The sequence below is a fragment of the Providencia sp. PROV080 genome, assembly GCF_033688105.1.
Taxonomy (GTDB): domain Bacteria; phylum Pseudomonadota; class Gammaproteobacteria; order Enterobacterales; family Enterobacteriaceae; genus Providencia; species Providencia zhejiangensis.
This window is the reverse complement of record NZ_CP096346.1, coordinates 1,881,304-1,900,219: the sequence shown is the minus strand read 5'-3', so window position 1 is coordinate 1,900,219 and position 18,916 is coordinate 1,881,304. Positions and strand designations below refer to the sequence as shown.

At 39.2% G+C, this 18,916-nt stretch carries 18 protein-coding genes; 6 read left to right on the top strand and 12 right to left on the bottom strand.

Annotated features, from left to right (window positions below; translation table 11 throughout):
• Window positions 1-223 precede the first annotated feature (223 nt).
• Complete coding sequence (locus M1F03_RS08260; protein ID WP_154635741.1) at window positions 224-595, bottom strand: hypothetical protein; 372 nt, start codon at window positions 593-595, stop codon at window positions 224-226.
• Window positions 596-810: 215 nt separating this feature from the next.
• Here M1F03_RS08260 and yfbR point away from each other — a divergent pair, with 215 nt between their 5' ends.
• Complete coding sequence (gene yfbR, locus M1F03_RS08255; RefSeq protein WP_154623041.1) at window positions 811-1,392, top strand: 5'-deoxynucleotidase; 582 nt, start codon at window positions 811-813, stop codon at window positions 1,390-1,392.
• Between the two features lie 43 nt (window positions 1,393-1,435).
• On the opposite strand, the gene M1F03_RS08250 is transcribed toward yfbR, so the two are convergent.
• From M1F03_RS08250 to yfbV, 5 genes are all read right to left on the bottom strand, one after another.
• Window positions 1,436-1,852, bottom strand: coding sequence for a hypothetical protein (locus M1F03_RS08250; protein ID WP_195848629.1), 417 nt, complete (start codon window positions 1,850-1,852; stop codon window positions 1,436-1,438).
• A 143-nt stretch (window positions 1,853-1,995) separates the two neighbouring features.
• Complete coding sequence (locus tag M1F03_RS08245) at window positions 1,996-3,825, bottom strand: SLC13 family permease (protein WP_154622731.1); 1,830 nt, start codon at window positions 3,823-3,825, stop codon at window positions 1,996-1,998.
• Window positions 3,826-3,912: 87 nt separating this feature from the next.
• On the bottom strand, window positions 3,913-4,587 hold the full coding sequence (locus tag M1F03_RS08240; protein ID WP_163861130.1) for a sugar phosphatase: 675 nt from the start codon (window positions 4,585-4,587) through the stop codon (window positions 3,913-3,915).
• 21 nt (window positions 4,588-4,608) lie between these two features.
• On the bottom strand, window positions 4,609-5,103 hold the full coding sequence (locus M1F03_RS08235) for a YfbU family protein (RefSeq protein WP_154622734.1): 495 nt from the start codon (window positions 5,101-5,103) through the stop codon (window positions 4,609-4,611).
• Between the two features lie 127 nt (window positions 5,104-5,230).
• A complete protein-coding gene (yfbV, locus tag M1F03_RS08230; RefSeq protein WP_154622732.1) occupies window positions 5,231-5,686 on the bottom strand; it encodes a terminus macrodomain insulation protein YfbV in 456 nt (151 codons plus the stop codon).
• Window positions 5,687-6,292: 606 nt separating this feature from the next.
• Here yfbV and ackA point away from each other — a divergent pair.
• The 3 genes from ackA (at window position 6,293) to M1F03_RS08215 (ending at window position 11,005) form a co-directional block, all read left to right on the top strand.
• Window positions 6,293-7,495: an acetate kinase gene (ackA, locus tag M1F03_RS08225; RefSeq protein ID WP_163861128.1), complete on the top strand. Its 1,203-nt coding sequence runs from the start codon at window positions 6,293-6,295 to the stop codon at window positions 7,493-7,495.
• A gap of 83 nt (window positions 7,496-7,578) precedes the next feature.
• The gene (pta, locus tag M1F03_RS08220; protein ID WP_163861126.1) at window positions 7,579-9,723 is read left to right on the top strand and encodes a phosphate acetyltransferase; all 2,145 of its coding nucleotides are present in this window, start codon (window positions 7,579-7,581) and stop codon (window positions 9,721-9,723) included.
• 181 nt (window positions 9,724-9,904) lie between these two features.
• A complete protein-coding gene (locus M1F03_RS08215) occupies window positions 9,905-11,005 on the top strand; it encodes a hypothetical protein (protein ID WP_251464003.1) in 1,101 nt (366 codons plus the stop codon).
• A 169-nt stretch (window positions 11,006-11,174) separates the two neighbouring features.
• Here the strand turns inward: M1F03_RS08215 and M1F03_RS08210 are convergent, their stop codons facing one another.
• The 4 genes from M1F03_RS08210 to yfcD all read right to left on the bottom strand — a co-directional run bounded on the left by M1F03_RS08210 (window position 11,175) and on the right by yfcD (window position 14,835).
• On the bottom strand, window positions 11,175-12,629 hold the full coding sequence (locus tag M1F03_RS08210; RefSeq protein ID WP_154622642.1) for a sodium:solute symporter family protein: 1,455 nt from the start codon (window positions 12,627-12,629) through the stop codon (window positions 11,175-11,177).
• On the bottom strand, window positions 12,626-12,823 hold the full coding sequence (locus M1F03_RS08205; RefSeq protein WP_154622643.1) for a DUF3311 domain-containing protein: 198 nt from the start codon (window positions 12,821-12,823) through the stop codon (window positions 12,626-12,628). Before M1F03_RS08205 ends, M1F03_RS08210 begins: the two co-directional genes overlap by 4 nt.
• Window positions 12,824-12,841: 18 nt before the next feature.
• The gene (locus M1F03_RS08200; protein WP_251464002.1) at window positions 12,842-14,077 is read right to left on the bottom strand and encodes a M24 family metallopeptidase; all 1,236 of its coding nucleotides are present in this window, start codon (window positions 14,075-14,077) and stop codon (window positions 12,842-12,844) included.
• A 215-nt stretch (window positions 14,078-14,292) separates the two neighbouring features.
• Window positions 14,293-14,835, bottom strand: a complete 543-nt coding sequence (gene yfcD, locus M1F03_RS08195) for an NUDIX hydrolase YfcD (RefSeq protein WP_163861122.1) — start codon at window positions 14,833-14,835, stop codon at window positions 14,293-14,295.
• 297 nt (window positions 14,836-15,132) lie between these two features.
• Here yfcD and M1F03_RS08190 point away from each other — a divergent pair, with 297 nt between their 5' ends.
• Together M1F03_RS08190 and M1F03_RS08185 are read left to right on the top strand one after the other, a co-directional pair.
• Entirely contained in the window at window positions 15,133-16,035 is a 903-nt protein-coding gene (locus tag M1F03_RS08190) for a TIGR01777 family oxidoreductase (protein ID WP_154621982.1), read from the top strand.
• Window positions 16,036-16,310: 275 nt separating this feature from the next.
• Entirely contained in the window at window positions 16,311-17,045 is a 735-nt protein-coding gene (locus M1F03_RS08185; protein ID WP_163861118.1) for a methyltransferase family protein, read from the top strand.
• A 113-nt stretch (window positions 17,046-17,158) separates the two neighbouring features.
• Here the strand turns inward: M1F03_RS08185 and M1F03_RS08180 are convergent, their stop codons facing one another.
• A complete protein-coding gene (locus M1F03_RS08180; RefSeq protein ID WP_251464000.1) occupies window positions 17,159-17,731 on the bottom strand; it encodes a UbiX family flavin prenyltransferase in 573 nt (190 codons plus the stop codon).
• A gap of 73 nt (window positions 17,732-17,804) precedes the next feature.
• Complete coding sequence (locus M1F03_RS08175; protein ID WP_154623565.1) at window positions 17,805-18,629, bottom strand: YwqG family protein; 825 nt, start codon at window positions 18,627-18,629, stop codon at window positions 17,805-17,807.
• Window positions 18,630-18,916 lie beyond the last annotated feature (287 nt).

Here is an 18,916-nt window from a genome sequence, read left to right as displayed (position 1 = left end):
TGTCCCCTACTATTATTTATTAAGAATGTTTATGCTGATTATAGATTTTTATCACCGCAGATCAAACAATAATTAAAAACAAATATACAGGCAATTAAAGAGCATCCATAATAGAAGCTCTATAAATGATGTTTTTAATTTATTATGAACCCAACATTCGCTATCTTTTTTAGATTGGTATCACACCATTGATTTATTTTTATAACAATTTAAATTAACATCATTAAACTTTTAATAATTTAGTTTTACATCCACTAGAGTGAGAAAATGCAACATACATTGTTCTTGCATCACCATTAACACCGATAATAACTTCCGGATCATCTTCTTCTGTTATCGTACAATAGAAGTTATTTTTTGTTATAAACTTCTCTCCTCTCTCTGTAATAATTTCTAATCGCCAATAATTTAGCTGACCATCATATTCAAATGAACCTGCTTTTTTGATAATACTCCCATGTTCAACATGATACAGTGTCATATCTGTTGGCTTACCATTATCCGTCGTGTGATATAATCTCACATATTTTAATTTTTCATGCCAAAAATTTTCAAATGTGATAAACCCCAAATTCCAGCCTAATTCAACCCCCATCATTTACCTCCATTAATTTAACAACAATGAATTGACTCCGTGAAATTAAACAGTGTCACGTTTAAACAATAATAAAATAAATGAATGGTGATATTCGTAAAAGCATTTTAATTATTAATTAGATTTGATTTTCATCTTATTAAGCTTTAATAAACCAATATCTATTTTAAATAAACTATATTATAATTCCCTTTTTACCTGTTTAATGAGGTTATATGAGCTACTTCTTTGCCCACCTTGCACGAATGAAACTCATCCATCGTTGGCCACTCATGCGTAACGTACGCACTGAAAACGTCTCAGAGCACAGTTTACAGGTAGCGATGGTCGCTCACGCACTGGCCATCATCAAAAACCGTAAGTTTGGTGGTCATGTCAATGCTGAGCGCATCGCCTTGTTAGCCATGTATCATGACGCAAGTGAAGTGATTACGGGCGATCTCCCAACGCCGATTAAGTATCACAATTCACAAATTGCCCATGAATATAAAAAAATCGAGCAATTTGCTCAGCAAAAGCTATTAGATATGTTACCTGAAGAATTACAGGAAGATTTTAAACCGCTGCTTATCGAAGAATTACAGTCAAATGAAGAACATAGTATAGTAAAACAAGCAGACTCACTCTGTGCTTACTTGAAATGTCTAGAAGAATTATCCGCTGGAAATAGTGAATTTAAATTAGCCAAAAAACGTCTTGAAAAAATTCTTGCGCAAAGAAAAAGCCCTGAAATGGATTATTTCATCGACATTTTTGTTCCGGGATTCAAACTTTCACTGGATGAAATTAGTCATTAACTTTCTAAGCTGGAATGCGTCTTACCATTCCAGTTTTGTTTGTTTAATCCGCTTCATTTAAGGCCGTTGAACAATTCGATGAACTCGGAAAATCTAAATACAGTCTTCTCGACTCACCGTTAACACCCAATATCACTTTTCCATGGTCACTTTCTCTAATAGAACAATAGAAATTAGTTTTTGTTTTATATACTTTGCCACTTTTAGTCTTAATTTTGACATACCAATAATCATAAGAATTATCTATTCCTATTTCATATAAAAAATAAAACACATTCTTTAATATTGTTTTATCGGGTATATCATGATAAACCTTCTCAGTTAATAGTCGGCTATTATTATAAATAGCATGGCTTTCTACATGATGCCGTATGACTACTTCACTTAATTCCTCTCCCCAAAAATTTTCAAAATCCGCTTCCCCATAATAGGTATTTCGTCTATGTGCGCTATTTCTCATTCTCCCCTCCGTAGAATCGCTATTTATTTTCAATAGAGAATATCGCCTTCTCCGGTGATGAGAAAATCTTTAAGGTGTTAAACATTAAGTTTTTTCATTAATATAAGAAACTAGCAGCCCTCGTTAAGAGGGCTTCATTATTATTAGAAAGGAAAAAGAATAGGCACAATCAATACACTGATTATCATTACCACTATCGTGAAAGGAACACCTATTTTAACGAAATCGCCGAATTTATAACCTCCTGGTCCAAGTACTAATGTGTTGACTGGTGAGGAAACAGGCGTCATAAATGCAGCAGAAGCCGCAATACCGACAATCATAGCAAAGGGTAAAGGAGAGACTTCCATTTGACGAGCTGCCGCGATAGCGATAGGCGCCATTAAAACAGCGGTCGCGGTATTTGAAATAAACAAACCTATAGAGGCACAAAGTATAAATAAACACAGTAACATCACATGTGGTCCCAAATTACCGGCTATTTCCATTAATGCATCTACTGCTAAGGCGATCCCTCCAGTTTTTTGTAATGCTAGCGCAAATGGCATCATCCCGACAATCAGTATGATACTTGGCCAGTGAATCGATTTATAAGCACTTTCCATATCGATACAACGAAATTTTCCCATCAATAAACAAGCAATTAATGCAGCAATAAAGTTGGGAATTTCATTAGTGACCATCATGGCAACCATTAAGGCCAAACAAAATAAAGCATGCGGTGCTTGTGACGAAGCAGGAGCGACGGCTTCAACCTCTGCGGCCAGATTCAATACAATAAAATTACGAGGTTTGGTTGATAAAATACGAATTAATTTCCAATCCCCAATGACTAATAAGATATCACCAAGGCGTAAAGGCTCATCAACGAGCTTACCATCCATCGCTTTACCATCACGACGAATCCCCACCACATTGAGGCCATAGCGAGTACGAAACTTAATATCGCGTAAGCTTTTACCCAATAATTCAGAGTCAGGGTTCATAGAAACTTCAGCCATGCCAACATCACGGGACTGATCTGAAAAGTAATCACCACGTAATATCATTGGTTCTAATTTCTGCTCAAAACAAAATTGACGTAGTTCATCGTCACTCACAGAAATGTCCACCAGCAATACATCTTGCTCTCTAAGTTCTGTGCCACCAGTTGCACTCACCATAACACGGCGGAATTTACGCCAACGCTCAATCCCAACGACGTTAGCTTCATAGCGAGAACGCAAATGTAGTTCATCAAGAGAATGTCCGATCAAGGGGGAACCTTTACGAATAGCCAGACGACGCGCCCTACCCGTTAATTTATAGTCACGAATCAAATCACGGAAACTACGTTGGTAACGCTCAGGAAGTTTGTCTGGTTCACTGCTACCTAACCAACGGCGCGCAACCCACATATACGCGATACCGGCCAGTAAAATCACCAAACCAATCGGTGTAATTGAAAAGAATTGAAAGCCTTTGATACCTTCTCTGACCAACTCACTGTTAACCACCATATTCGGTGGTGTTGCGACCAACGTCATCATACCGCTGATCAGGCCGGCAAAGCCTAAAGGCATCATTAATCGACTTGGAGAAATTTTCATTCGTGCTGCAACACTCAGCACGACAGGAATAAAGATAGCGACAACACCAGTAGAGCTCATAAAGGCACCAAGCCCAGCAACGGTGATCATTAAAAAAACTAACATCTTGCTTTCGCTGCTACCAGCCACTCGTACTAGCCAATCCCCCATTTGATAGGCGATACCGGTTCGTACTAAGCCATCACCAATAACAAATAAAGCCGCTATCAATAATACGTTAGGGTCCGCAAAACCCGCGGTCGCTTGCTCTAAGGTTAAAGTATCACTTAGAACAAAGGCCACTATAACGAGTAATGCCACCACATCCATCCGAATTTTGTTTGTGGTGAACAGTACAATTGCGATCAACAGGAGGGTTAACACCCACAACAATTCTCCGTTCAAAATATCCCCTTTTGACGAAAAAAATAGTGTTAGTCATTTTCCTTAGTTAATCATGTTTTACGGGGAAATTCCTTGATTAATTCGCTGTTAAACATTTTTTGACACTAATAGTGTAAAAACACCATTTTTGTCTGAGTGAGTTACCGAAACTTGCGTTAATGAACTGATTATCGCATGAATTTGTTCTCTTCTTGGCATACTCTCTGGTGCATGGACCGCCACCACTTGACAACCGGCATCAAGAGCCGAATAAATCCCAGCTTGAGCATCTTCAAACGCAATACAGTCTTTTGGATCTAAATTTAAGGCTTTCGCCCCTAATAAAAAAGGTTCAGGGTCTGGTTTACCTTTAGACACTTTTTCAAACGTAACCCAGTGTTTAGGTTCTGGTAATCCTGCGGCCTGTTGACGACCATGGGCAATCGGTACGGTTCCCGATGTCACAATGGCCCAAGGTACCGCTAACTCATCTAATCGCTGAAGTAATGCCACAGCACCAGATAGGGCTATAACACCTTCAGTATCCGAGGCTTCCATCTCTTCTAACCAGCGAAAACGCGCTTTAATTTCATCTTCGCTGGCTTCAGGCATAAAGTGTCGTAAACTCGTTAAAGCAGGCTTTCCATGGATAAAATGAATAATTTCATCACGACTTACGCCTATCTCTTCACCAAATAAACACCAGCAACGCTCTACAACGGCTAATGAATCGACTAAGGTACCATCGAGATCAAATAAAAAACCTTTTGCTTTTAACTCCACTTTTACCCCTTAAACAACACATTATGCATTGATAATTTGACTAATTTCGACTGCCGATAAGTGGTATTGACGAGGGCATGCACGCCAGATTCCCAACATTCGCACATATTTATCCCACATAGGCGTTTGCGAGTTGAAACCATGAGTTCCACTATCGAAATGCGTGTAACGACCTTCAGTGTTCACCATAAAACGAACATAACTCAAATAACGCGCTTCTGTCGCAGCATCAAAGCCTAAGAATTGTACACGACGAGGGTCAACGCCTTGGGCGTCGCTCATATTACCATATGACACCTGCAATGCGTGATACATCTCCATAATATCAATTACCGTGCGGCAAGTACTTTCACTTAACTCACCAAAGTCTCTATCAAGCTCACGCATTTGTAAGCCAAAGCCACGCTCAATAATCGTTTGTAAACGGCGATAACGATCCGCGTTTTCAGGATCAAGCATAGTCATCATTTTATATTGATTGGATAGAATTAAGCGTTGTGCATTGGTCATTTCCATCATGATTCTCCTCGGAAAATGTTTAACTTATCTTCGCATTCAATATTCATGATGGACAGTGAAAACATCACTTTTATTGATCTAGACAACCTTTTTTCATTACTTGTTGTTAAATCGAGCTTTTCACTTAAACGTCATCCATGAATGACTTGTCTAATTGCTTAAATGCTCGCTTTAATAATTGCGCTAACGCCAAGTAATCAGGCTGCTGTTCGATAGGGGCTATTGCGATACCTGCTTGAGTAAATTTCTCACGAATTTCATGAAACCAGTTCAATAAACTGGCAGGAAGCGGCGTTGATGCTCTCTTACCTAACCACCACAATCCTTGCATAGGTAAACTACAAGCAAATAAGGCTGTCGCCACTGCTGGCCCGAGTTCCCCCCCTAAGGCTATTTGCCAAGTTAAGGTAAATATCGCAATTGGCGGCATAAAGCGGATGCCAAAACGTGTCGCTTTGATCATACGCAGTTCAGGAAAAACGGGAGATAATTTTTTCTCCATAGGAAATGTTTTTAGGTACAGGTTCCCCAACCTAAAGCGTTTAAAAAAACCTGGCGGTGAGTTTTGCAATGTACTCATAATGACCTTCCTGCAACTAACAAATCTATATCACGAAATAACAAGTCTTGTTACCTACCTTACGCTATTTTATCAATAATGCCTATGTATACACACTAAGAGATAATTTTGAATTATTTAAGCATAAACATGACCATTTTCGGCGAAATCAGCTATTCTGATTGATAGGTAAATTTGCATAAAATGCGTATTTTTCACGATGCTTATGATTTTAATCAATCAAAGCGGTTATTTCTAAAAAAAACGTACAAAATATAAAATATTTTTAGTAGAATTGCCGCGTTTAGCATTGCTGGAGAATTTTTGTAGCTAATATTTGGCTTTTATTCATCGACAGCTTTGATATAGATTGGGGTTTTTGCGTATTATTTCAACACCTGGCGTTAAGTTAACTCAAGAAAACTTAGCACCATAACAACATCGCCTTTTAACCCCTTAATTAGACATCGATATCTTTATGTATTCATCATTATCATGATATCAATCATGAAATATCAGGTGTTAAATGCGCTAGGCTCTACTAGCTGCTCATAATTTTTTACAAAGTCTTTTTATGCAGTCTGCTAATTAAAGGCTTCACAACAACAATTAACGATAGGTATTTCCATGTCAAGTAAGCTGGTACTGGTTCTAAACTGCGGTAGCTCCTCACTGAAATTCGCCATCATCGATCCAACTAATGGCGATGAATATTTATCTGGATTAGCTGAGTGCTTTAATTTGCCGGAAGCCCGTATTAAATGGAAAATGGATGGCGCTAAGCATGAAGCGGAATTAGGTGCAGGTGCTGCACACAGTGAAGCGCTAAATTTCATTGTTAACACGATTCTTGCAGCAAAACCTGAATTGTCTGCTCAAATTTCATCTATTGGCCATCGTATTGTTCACGGCGGCGAAAAATTCACTTCTTCTGTGTTAATTACTGATGAAGTTGTTGAAGGTATTAAAGCAGCCATTCCATTTGCACCTTTGCATAACCCAGCTCACTTGATTGGTATCGAGGAAGCGAAAAAGGCATTCCCTGAATTAGTGAATAAAAACGTCGCGGTTTTCGATACGGCGTTCCACCAAACAATGCCTGAAGAAGCTTACCTCTATGCACTACCCTATGAATTATATGAAGAGCATAGCATCCGTCGTTATGGCGCTCACGGCACGAGTCACTACTATGTGTCACGTGAAGCAGCTAAAAAACTCAACAAACCTGTTGAAGAACTTAACGTTATCACTTGCCATTTAGGTAATGGCGGTTCAGTCACTGCGATTGTTAATGGTCAATGTGTTGATACTTCTATGGGGCTAACACCATTAGAAGGCTTAGTTATGGGAACGCGTAGCGGTGATATCGATCCTGCTATCATTTTCCATCTGCATGACTCATTAGGCATGAGTGTCGATCAAATTAACAAAATGCTGACTAAAGAGTCTGGCCTTTTGGGCTTAACGGGGGTCACCAGCGATTGCCGTTATGTTGAAGATAACTACGAAACTAAAGCAGACGCAAAACGTGCAATGGATGTTTTCTGTCACCGCCTAGCGAAATATGTCGGTGCTTATAGTGCACTGATGGAAGGTCGCCTTGATGCAATTATCTTTACTGGTGGCATCGGTGAAAACTCAGCACAAGTACGTGAATTAACACTGAAAAAATTAGCGCTACTTGGATTCGAGTATGATCATGAACGTAACTTAGCAGCACGCTTCGGTAAAGAAGGCTTAATCACCACTGATAACAGCCGACCAGCTCTGGTTATTCCAACCAACGAAGAGCTCGTAATTGCCCAAGATTCTGCTCGTTTAACAGCTTAAGATCCCATACCGCCAGCCTAACCCGCTGGCGGTACTACTTTATAATACTGTTGTTTATTAGAGTAACCGATAAAGAGGTTCCCGTGTCTCGTACAATTATGTTAATTCCTACCGGCACTAGCGTTGGTTTGACTAGCGTCAGCTTAGGTGTCGTTCGTTCAATGGAACAAAAAGGTGTCCAGTTGAGCGTGTTTAAACCTATCGCTCAGCCACGCATTTCTGGTAACAAAGATCAAACCACTGAAGTTTTACGCTCTCATTCCAGTCTTACTACCATCGTCGAACCATTAAAAATGGAATATGTTGAGTCATTATTGACCTCTTCAAAAAAAGACATTCTGATGGAAGAGATTGTTGCGCGTTATCATGAGCAAACTAAAAATGCTGAAGTGGTCTTAATTGAAGGTTTAGTGCCGACCCGCAAACACTCTTTTGCACAATCACTAAACTATGAAATTGCGAAAACACTGGGAGCTGAAATTGTATTTGTCACAGCGCCAGGTAATAGCAATATTACTCAGATGAAAGAGCGTCTTGAGTTAGTACGTAACGAATTTGGTGGTCAACGCAATAAAAACATTATTGGTGTGATTGTCAATAAAGTAAATGCCCCTGTCGATGAACAAGGCCGTACTCGCCCTGACCTTTCTGAAATCTTTGATGATTCAACGAAAGCAACTGTCGCGAATATCACGCCTAAAGATTTAGAGTGCTTAACCCTACCGGTTTTGGCTTCTATTCCTTGGAACTTTGACCTGATTGCGACTCGTGCCATCGATATGGCAAAACATTTGAATGCTGAAGTTGTTAACGAAGGTGAAATTACAACTCGTCGAGTGAAATCAGTCACTTTCTGTGCCCGTAGTATTCCTCATATGCTTGAGCATTTCCGCCCAGGCTCACTGCTCGTTACCTCAGCAGATCGCCCAGATGTTCTCGTATCAGCGTCTTTGGCTGCGATGAATGGCGTAGAAATTGGTGCGATCCTATTAACTGGTGGTTATCAAATCGACGAACCTATTCGTCAACTTTGTGAGCAAGCATTTGAAACTGGCTTACCGGTATTCATGGTCAAAAGCAACACTTGGCAGACGTCACTGAACCTACAAAGCTTCAGCTTAGAAGTCCCTGCCGATGACCATGAGCGTATCGAAAAAATTCAAAACTACGTCGCTCGCCACATTAGCAGCGAATGGATTGAGTCTCTGGTCGCTGATTCTGAGCGCCCTAACCGCCTGTCTCCGCCTGCATTCCGCTATCAATTAACTGAGCTTGCACGTAAAGCAGGTAAACGTATCGTTCTACCTGAAGGTGATGAACCACGTACTGTTAAAGCGGCTTCTATCTGCGCTGAACGCGGTATCGCAACTTGTGTTCTGCTAGGTAACCCAGAAGATATTCGCCGTGTAGCAGCTGCTCAAGGTATTGAATTAGGTACAGGTATTGAGATTGTTGATCCTGTTAAAGTCCGTGAAAATTACGTTGCTCGTTTGGTTGAACTACGTAAGAACAAAGGGATGACTGAAGTTGTTGCTCGTGAGCAACTAGAAGATAACGTTGTATTGGGCACACTGATGCTAGAAAAAGGCGAAGTTGATGGCCTTGTTTCTGGTGCAGTCCACACCACAGCGAATACTATCCGTCCACCGCTACAGCTGATCAAAACAGCACCTGGTAGCTCATTAGTCTCATCGGTATTCTTTATGCTGTTACCTGAGCAAGTCTTTGTTTATGGTGACTGTGCGATTAACCCAGACCCAACCGCAGAACAGCTGTCTGAGATTGCTATCCAGTCAGCGGATTCAGCCAAAGCATTTGGTATCGAACCACGCGTTGCGATGATCTCTTACTCAACCGGTAATTCAGGTGCGGGTAGTGATGTTGAGAAAGTGCGTGAAGCAACACGTTTAGCACAAGAAAAACGTCCTGATTTAATGATCGACGGTCCATTACAATATGACGCCGCTGTAATGGCTGATGTGGCTAAATCAAAAGCACCAAATTCGCCTGTTGCAGGTAAAGCAACGGTGTTCATCTTCCCAGATCTGAACACCGGTAATACCACCTATAAAGCTGTTCAGCGTTCAGCTGACCTTGTTTCTATTGGTCCAATGCTGCAAGGTATGCGTAAACCAGTTAACGATCTGTCTCGCGGTGCACTGGTGGATGATATTGTTTATACCGTTGCACTGACTGCTATCCAAGCCGTACAAAATGAAAACGCTTAATATCAAATAGTCTTTTTATTTTAATACGCAAGTCAGCCAAATAACATTGGCTGACTTTTTTATTGGCCAAAATCTGCATTCTGTTTAAGCGCCCTTCTTATAACTGCTGAAAATTGCAAGACTAATTACTATAAATAACAATAATAAAGGCACTTAAGACATTAATAACATGGAGATTGATATGTTAGGTGCTACCGCATACCCAATAAAATTTGATCAAGCTAATATTATCGATTATTACAAAGATACGCATAAAAATATTTTCACTAGAAAAATAGTGGGAGTTAATAACGTGAATAGCTTCAAAAAAGGCATATGTTACGGATTAACGAATGCATTTTTATATTATGCTCATGCAGGACAAGAAGAAACGTACATCACAGAAACCTATAAAGCCTATAAAAATATCACGCAGAAAAACCCACTTAATTACTTAAGGCCGTCCTATTACAAATCGTTAAAAAAACATAGCAAAGCGGTATTAAACCAAAATTTCAATAAAGCTTACAATATTCAGAAGCACTACCAAATAGCTTATTTTATCAATAATATTATCTCTGAATTCAACAGGTCAAGAAAACACTCACATGAGAGTGTTCATGAGTACATCAATAGATTATTTAAGATCAATATATCGTCAGTTAAGGAAGATGAAGCAGAGGCATATTTTGAACTATATGAGTTCACTAATAAACTTTATCAAGATACTCTTAACCCTACTAATGATAAAGTAGATAATAATAAATATTATCAGTTAGTTAAGAATGTCCAAGACTTTTGTTTCAATGAGAGAAATGAGATAGATACCGGTTTGTTTTTTATGTTTTTTTCTTTAATAAAGAATTATTACCTAGACCTTACAAAAAATAGATTCATGCAAGCTGAAAACCTTAATAGCATAAATTACGATTCAATTGAACTTATTGATGATAATATAAAATTCACCTCAAAAAGTTTAAAAAAACACATTGACCACTGCCTGGAAAATAAAAAAAATATTATTGGAAATATGAGTAGTAATACCCACTCTATGGGAATAGTCGTTAAATACAACAATGGCAATCCCCTCTTTGAATTTTTTGAACCTAATGAAGGTCTCTTCAAAACCACGAATAAACAGCACTTTTTTAAGTTTTTAGATAAGTTTTTTCATAATAAATCTTATTCATTTATGACATTAGATGGGGAGAATGCCGTCAGTTTATCCAGCTCATTAGTGGCAGATAAAACATTCGATGATATTCAAGCGCCTAGAGTAGAAAAAAGCTTGATAGCCAATTAATGGCAAATGCCCCGTGAAGAACGCTATGTTAAAAAATAAGAAACAGCTTAACCAGTGAGTGCTAAGCGTAATCTTGTCATCGCGATTTAAATAAAAAACCGTTTCCAATACGTTTGAGAATATAACATTAGCGATAGAGCAAACATGTTTGCTCTATCGATTCTAACCTTTAAGCGGCTTTGTGTTTTTTACCCACGGCTAACGATACAATAGTGGCAACAATAATGTTCAATATAAAGGCAGCAATACCGATATTCATAAATTCAAACCCTTTCCCTAACCAAGGAAACAGTTGTGATAATGAAATATGCTCAATATAGGTTACTGCAAGGAAAATAACACCCGCGATGATTCCCGCAATAGCGCCTACCGCCGTCATTGGGTTATTTTTCCTAAAGCTCATCAATAATGCAGGGAAGAATTGCGCAACTATATTAACCCCTAACAGCATGATAGCCACTAAGGTGTCATTACTGTGGAAAATAAAATACAAGCTAACTAATGCAACCAACGGTACCATAAACCGTGCATAAATACCTGATTGACGTTTTTCTTCACTCACATTCAATGCTTTTTGTACAACACCTGCTAACATATTTGATGTCGTCAACAATAACATTGAACCTGGCACTAAGGCAGTTAACATACCTGCTGCCCCAATAAAGCCAACAATAATAGGTGAGAATGTCGATTTAGAGATCTCGAATAAAGACAAATCAACCATTGAACCATCAAGGTGCGGTATTTGTAATATCGCTGCATAACCGACAAAAAAAGCGAATAGCATGATCAGACTGTATGCCGGAATTAAAATACTATTACGTTTTAATGATTTTTCATCTTTAGCGGTAAATACAGCGGCCATATAGTGCGGCCAACAAAAATAAGCCACCACAGATAAGAAGATCGTTGAAATATACCACGGGATATTGAGGCCTTCATCTGAGAAAGTCAGAAAACCGGGGCTTGCTGTATCAATTGCACGAAACATATCACCAAAGCTACCGTAGTAATGTAATGGGATATAAATACCAATAAATAGTACAACAATTAAAATCATCAAATCTTTTAAGGCTGATGTCCATGCTGAACCATGAATTCCCGATATCATCACAAATAATGTCACTGCGATGATCCCAATCCAAATCGCCATATCTGCCGGAATTGCGCCATAAGAGGCTTGAGAAACAATAATGCCAAGCCCTTTAAGCTGTAATACAAAAAGAGGAACCATTGCGGCAATGGAAATTAAGCTAATCAATAATGCTAGGCCTTGGCTCTGATATTTAGCCCCAAAGAAATCAGAGATAGTTCGAACATCATTTTGTTTCGCAAAACGCCATACACGCGGGTGAACCCAATATAAAAATATTCCCATAAACGCATTCACAGCTAAGGTATATAATATTGCAGGTCCTTTACCGTATGCCCAACCACTCCCACCTAAAAAGGTGAAAGTGGTGTAAATCTCTCCAGCGCTGAGTAAAAAGACTAATAAAGCGCCATAACTACGCCCACCTACAGACCACCCCTCGTGATCCATAGTCTTGCCTTTTTTCGCCCTTAAGGCCAAATAAATACTCAATAGGAAAAACAGCGTAATAACAATTAATGCTGAGCTCATTGTTTTTCCTTAGTGTCTTTTGCATCCAACACATTAATTAGCAACATAATTAATGCGCTAATAACCACCCAAATGACTATCCAAAACATTAAAAAAGGCAGTCCCATCACAAAAGGCTCAACCCGATTGGCATAATAAATACCAACGGTCAGCGCTAATAATGGGAAAATAACCAAAAAGTGATACCATTTCATGAATAGATTCCTTATTGATTAGCCGCGCGAAATTAAATCACGAGATAAATGGCTAAACATTTCAACACCATCATCGGTAATCAGTAGCATATCTTCAATCATAATGCCGCCAATACCTATTCCGTAGTATGGCGTTTCAAGGCTCATCACCATTCCACTTTGGAATACATCCGTCGTTGCTGCGCTCACAAAGGGAGCTTCCTCTAAACCAACAAACACCCCATCACCGTGCCCCAAATGACCACGATTATAGTGTGGCAATCCAGAGCAACGAATGAGAGCCATCGTTTCATTAAAGACATCACTAAGCCGGACACCCGGTGCAACGCGACTTAGCATGTACTCATGGCCTTTATGTATGGTTTGATAAATTTCTTGAACCTTCTCATTGGCTTGACCAACCACGAATGTTCTAGCGATATCCGCACCATAGCCCGCAACATCGACGCCACAATCAAACTTAATTAAGTCACCCTCTTTAGCGGGTATATTTTCAGGCAACATCTTAGGAGAGAAATCACTGCCGACAGAAATTAAGTTAAATCGACTATAATTAGTTTCTGGAAATTCCATCACTTTGGCTTTAAAAGCGGCCGTTAATTCCGCTGAGGTACACCCCACTTTAATAAGCTCACTAGCAGCTTGAATGCCTGCTTCTGTAATCTGTGCACTTTTTCTTAAATGTGAGATTTCCCATTCGCTCTTAATCACGCGTAATTCATTAAATAGTGGAGCTGAATCGACTAGATTTAACCCTGGGATCACTTTATCCAACCATACTTTACCCATGTGAGTAATTTGGTTTAGTTCAATCGCTACAGGTTTTCCATAAACACCCGCTTCCGCTAATGCATCTTTCAAAAGAGTGAAGATAGTTTCGATTGGGCTGTTTATTGGTCTTTGTTTAATGACTTTTCCATTATCGGGATTATAGGGGTCATCGACATCGACCCATATTGGAAATGTATGCATTTGTGCATTTGGCATTTCCAGCTGTAAATTAGCCGCTTCAAACTCATTCATGATCACAAGCGATTTAATCGATGGGTCGCGAAAAATAACGGCGATAGCGGACCCCGTCTGCCTAAAGGTATACATAAAGAAGCTTGCAAAACCTGTTAGGTGATAAAAGTTATCGCTTACTGTCGCAACGAGCGCTTCAATCCCCTCTCGTTCCATAATTTTGCGGGTATTATTCGTTACATTCTCTAGGTGTTGTTGTTTTAAAGAAGATACATCTTTATGAAATGTCATTATTTATTCTCTCGGGTGATGTCTCAAGATGAGTACCAAGAATTTATCTGCGGGAAGGTACAACCCTGCGGGTGCATAAATATAGCAATTAAAACCCTTATTAGTTATAACTAATTATTATAATATAGTATAAGTAAACCTATAAAGCGGAATAGTATGAAGGCGAGCCAAGGAAAGGATTAAAAGGTTATCCTTTCCATTTAGTCTATATGTCACTATGACTGATCAGAACATGAAATAGCTTTATCAAACTCATTATTACGTGTTAGCCATAATGACAACGCTTTTAACGAGTCAGGCGTAAATTCATCGCAACGAGCACTAATTTCATCAGGTGTTAACCAACTGACTTCTGCCACTTCCGACTCTTGCAGTGCAAATGGCCCATGGCTAACACAGCTAAATAAACCACCCCATATACGGCAGTTTTCCCCTTCATAATAAAATAAGCCATGCTCAGCAAAAGGAACACCTGCAATCCCGAGTTCTTCTTCCGCTTCACGTTTAGCAGAATCAAGAATATTTTCACCTTGGGTGACAACACCACCGGCAGTGGCATCTAAATAGTCTGGATAGAAATCTTTTATACTCGTACGTCGTTGTACCAAAATTCTGCCCATTCCATCGTGGACAACAATATAAGTAGCACGGTGACGCAAGTTTTCTGCTCGCATCTGCCTACGTGTAGCTTGGGCGATCACTTCATTGTTTTCATCAACAATATCAACCCACTCAACCACCTCGGTTTGTTCATCCATCCTTAAAACCTTTTTATCAATCTGTTAACACAGTTTTTATGCCATAGAATTATTGCTGAAATCGGTCAAGCGAACAGCCTGTTACAAGGTATTCTTTTCGCGATCAGCTTGCAAGCCATAGCAAGCAAATTTGAGTATGACAATCACAACTTGGCGGTTTTAATCGTCGGTTATTTCTCTATACAACCACCTATTTTAAGAAAATAAAACACAGTCTCAGCAAAATCGCTGAGTTGCTGCTATAGTTAGCTCAAATGAGCCTTATTTAACTCATCCAACTTTTCACAGGAGGCGATTATGCGGATACTGATTACTGGTGGTACAGGACTGATAGGTACCCCTTTGGTTCAACGACTTGTCGCGCGTTCAGACGAGGTGACTGTATTAAGTCGTTCTCCGCAAAAAGTCTATAGCCATTTTTGCAAGGCTGTCGAGTGTTGGACTTCATTGCAAGATAAAACGAATCTGAATGAATTCGATGCTGTTATTAACTTAGCAGGGGAACCTATTGCGGAAAAACGCTGGAGTGAGGAACAGAAAAAGCTATTATGCGATAGCCGATGGAAAATCACACAGCGTTTAACAGAATTAATCGCTGCAAGCGATACCCCCCCCCATACTTTTTTATCAGGATCTGCTGTTGGTTATTATGGCGACCAAGGCCAAGTCGTTGTCGATGAATCAGAGCAACCACATGATGAGTTTACTCATTATTTATGTCAGCATTGGGAAGCACTGGCACAAAATGCACAATCGGATTCCACCCGTGTTTGCCTGCTGCGTACCGGCATTGTCCTTTCACTAAAAGGTGGCGCGCTTGCGAAAGTGCTCCCTATATTCAAGATGGGTGCTGGCGGGCCAATTGGCCATGGTAAACAATTTATGCCATGGATTCATATCAATGATATGGTAAACGCTATCTGTTTCTTACTTGATAATAGAACATTATCAGGACCATTTAATATGACCGCCCCCTACCCTGTGCACAATGACCAATTTGCGGCAATCTTAGGTGAGGTCATTAATCGTCCTGCTTTTGTCCGCACTCCCGCATTCGCGATTAAAGCAATTCTCGGTGAAGCTGCTGCACTCGTTCTAGGTGGCCAACAAGCAATCCCTAAACGCTTAGAAGAGGCGGGTTTTCAGTTTGAATATATTGAATTAAAAATTGCTTTAGAAGACCTATTTAAAAACCAATAAATGAAAGAGCCATAACTGAGTTTATGGCTTAGTCTATTTTCTCATGTTATGGCAACATGTTATTTTGCCAAGCTTTCACTGGCTTTTCTTCTTATTATCTTACGCCGTAGGATTAAACAAGTCTAAAATCGCATAAAAACAATAAATAAATAAAACAATCACCTTATTAATTAATCCTTGTGATTATCAGCCATATACCTTTTATTTTTTTAATATTCGTCTATATATATTTTTGAACATTGAACTATTACCTAACTACACGGGTGGTAATTGATATGAAAAGATTACTTATTTTAATTTACAGTGTTGTCAGCTATCTCTTATTTTTAATTGGCATTGGCTTTTTATTTCTATTGTTAACGAATATTGGCATTCATAATATGATGAGTAATGACAGTATATCAGGTATTATGCCTTGGTTAATAAATATTGGTTTAATGATATTATTTGCTTTATCGCACTCCATACCCGCCAGATTAAAATTCAAACAACGTTACCCTTGCTCACCTGCCATTGAACGTAATACTTATGTGTTTGTTTCGGGTGTCGTTCTGATTTTGTTAGCCATATATTGGCAGCCTCTTCCAGGAAAATTATGGCAGCTACCTAGTCATAGCATGGGCGCAATCCTATTAAATATTATCGGAGGCCTAGGCTGGATAATCTGTATTGCTTCAACCTTTATGGTCAGTCATACTGATTTATATGGCTTACGCCAATCATGGTTACAATGGAAAAATAAAGCATATACCCACATCCCATTTCAAATGAGAGGGTTTTATAAATTAACACGCCATCCTATGATGACTGGCTTTTTAATCGCCTTTTGGTTCACGCCAGATATGACGAGTGGACGATTATTATTTAATATCGGCATGACGATTTATATTTTTTGGGGTATTTATCTAGAAGAAATTGATTTAAAAGAAACCTTAGGTAAGGAATATCACGAATATCTAAAAAAAGTCCCCAAAATCATTCCCAAATTATCGAAAAATCACTATAAATAAACTTGAACAATATGAATTTAATGATGCTATAAATAAGCCTATCACCTAGTATCATCGCTCAACATGATAATGAAGCTTATTGATGAAATATCAACCTCAATAAGCTTTAGTGATTATTTTGCGCCTTGCCAACGGGTAAAGAGCTCTTGTTCTAATTCAATATCAAATTGATCAAGAATGCGATTAACCGTTTGGTCTACAATATCAAGAATCGTTTGCGGTTGATGATAAAAAGCGGGCATTGGAGGCATGATCACCGCCCCCATTTCAGCAGCTTGAACCAGTAGTCGTAAATGCCCTAAATGTAACGGCGTTTCACGAACGCCTAATACTAACTTTTTACCTTCTTTTAATACGACATCGGCAGCTCGTGTCACTAGCGTATCAGTATAGCTATGAACAATACCTGAAAGTGTTTTCATGGTACATGGCATAATCACCATACCTGCTGTACGAAAAGAGCCCGATGAAATCGCCGCGGCAATATCGCGGCTATCGTAATTATGGTCAGCCAGTTGTTGAACCTCTTTGACTGTATAGCAAGTTTCTAGTGATAATGTTTGGCGGGCAGCAGCACTCATCACTAAATGTGTTTCCACATTTTTAACAGGTTTTAGCACCTCTAATAGCCTAACGCCATAAATTGCACCACTTGCCCCTGTCAATCCAATGATTAGCTTCTTCATCCTGCTCCCCGTACGATTCATGTTTATCCATGCTAATAGTAGCAATTATCGCAACGAAAAGCCTCTAAATCTATCAACCACAATCCCAGTTATATACCACTTTACTGAAATCTTTATTTTTTAAATCATCCGGATGGATAAAGAAGTTACCGACACCGATATCTCCCCACAGAATGCCGGTCTCATAATCACTGTCTATTTGCAGTAATAGGACATAATCTTGAATTTCTTCACGATATTCCCTTGGGTCGGTTTGAGTAAAAAATGGGTAACCCCCAAGGCGATGGCCGTTAGCGCCAAAGTATTCATTATATGGCTCTAACCATTCATCGTAAAAATCTTCACCAGCAAACTGCTCTTCATAATCATATAGATTATCAACACCTAACACTTTGCGGCCAAACTGAAAATCTTCCGAACTTATATATTGCGTAGATGGCGTAAATTCGATACTAAATTGCCCTTCAATCGGTGAGTAATACTCATCGTTATAAGCCGATTCAATTGCAGAAAAGTCTTGTTGCAGTTGTGAAGCGTCTTCAATGATATTTTCCCAATAGATAACGCGAAAATCTTTTTGAGCTTGTAGATCATCAAAGTCTGCACCATACAAGTCATCACCACCAATAAAAAACTGCAACAGCCCTGTTTTTGGGTAGTGTTCAAGTGGAGGTATTTGTGCAAAGTTGATTTGCGCTAACAGCTTTAGAGGAACGCCATGACTATCAACGGGAAAATCTGTGCCTACAGGCAAATAAGGTACTCCGCCGATACGACTTTCCCATAAAATGGGATTCTCGACTGACGTTAAAGACATATCCAATGTCGGCTTTTTTGTCGCGGTAATGTTAGCTAAAAAAGGTTTTAATACATCTGGTAAGGCGGTTAAATCCGTCATGAAGAGTTCCTTAAACACATAAGTAATTCGATTAAAATACCCCATCTCGCCAAAGCCTCCATCGGATATAACTGGAAATCTTAATCGTGATTAACTTATCGGTTGCAACAACACATTATTTTTCACGCGAACAACCATATTCAGCACTCCATCCTTCGGAAGCCAATGTGTTTTCTTTTGATTTAATATTCTGACTTTGACTGATCGGTTATTAATGTTTATAGCATTACAGCCCAGTGGTGCATCTGTTGAGTCCGCTATTTATCAAGGATGGCTCCCCATTATCG

Coding starts and splice junctions, on each gene's coding strand:
- M1F03_RS08180 (WP_251464000.1), bottom strand. CDS start 17,731: ATGAAGAAGCTAATCATTGGATTGACAGGGGCAAGTGGTGCAATTTAT.
- M1F03_RS08205 (WP_154622643.1), bottom strand. CDS start 12,823: ATGAAATGGTATCACTTTTTGGTTATTTTCCCATTATTAGCGCTGACC.
- M1F03_RS08200 (WP_251464002.1), bottom strand. CDS start 14,077: ATGACATTTCATAAAGATGTATCTTCTTTAAAACAACAACACCTAGAG.
- M1F03_RS08185 (WP_163861118.1), top strand. CDS start 16,311: ATGAAAAGATTACTTATTTTAATTTACAGTGTTGTCAGCTATCTCTTA.
- M1F03_RS08215 (WP_251464003.1), top strand. CDS start 9,905: ATGTTAGGTGCTACCGCATACCCAATAAAATTTGATCAAGCTAATATT.
- M1F03_RS08250 (WP_195848629.1), bottom strand. CDS start 1,852: ATGAGAAATAGCGCACATAGACGAAATACCTATTATGGGGAAGCGGAT.
- M1F03_RS08235 (WP_154622734.1), bottom strand. CDS start 5,103: ATGGAAATGACCAATGCACAACGCTTAATTCTATCCAATCAATATAAA.
- ackA (WP_163861128.1), top strand. CDS start 6,293: ATGTCAAGTAAGCTGGTACTGGTTCTAAACTGCGGTAGCTCCTCACTG.
- M1F03_RS08260 (WP_154635741.1), bottom strand. CDS start 595: ATGGGGGTTGAATTAGGCTGGAATTTGGGGTTTATCACATTTGAAAAT.
- yfbR (WP_154623041.1), top strand. CDS start 811: ATGAGCTACTTCTTTGCCCACCTTGCACGAATGAAACTCATCCATCGT.
- yfbV (WP_154622732.1), bottom strand. CDS start 5,686: ATGAGTACATTGCAAAACTCACCGCCAGGTTTTTTTAAACGCTTTAGG.
- M1F03_RS08175 (WP_154623565.1), bottom strand. CDS start 18,629: ATGACGGATTTAACCGCCTTACCAGATGTATTAAAACCTTTTTTAGCT.
- yfcD (WP_163861122.1), bottom strand. CDS start 14,835: ATGGATGAACAAACCGAGGTGGTTGAGTGGGTTGATATTGTTGATGAA.
- M1F03_RS08190 (WP_154621982.1), top strand. CDS start 15,133: ATGCGGATACTGATTACTGGTGGTACAGGACTGATAGGTACCCCTTTG.
- M1F03_RS08210 (WP_154622642.1), bottom strand. CDS start 12,629: ATGAGCTCAGCATTAATTGTTATTACGCTGTTTTTCCTATTGAGTATT.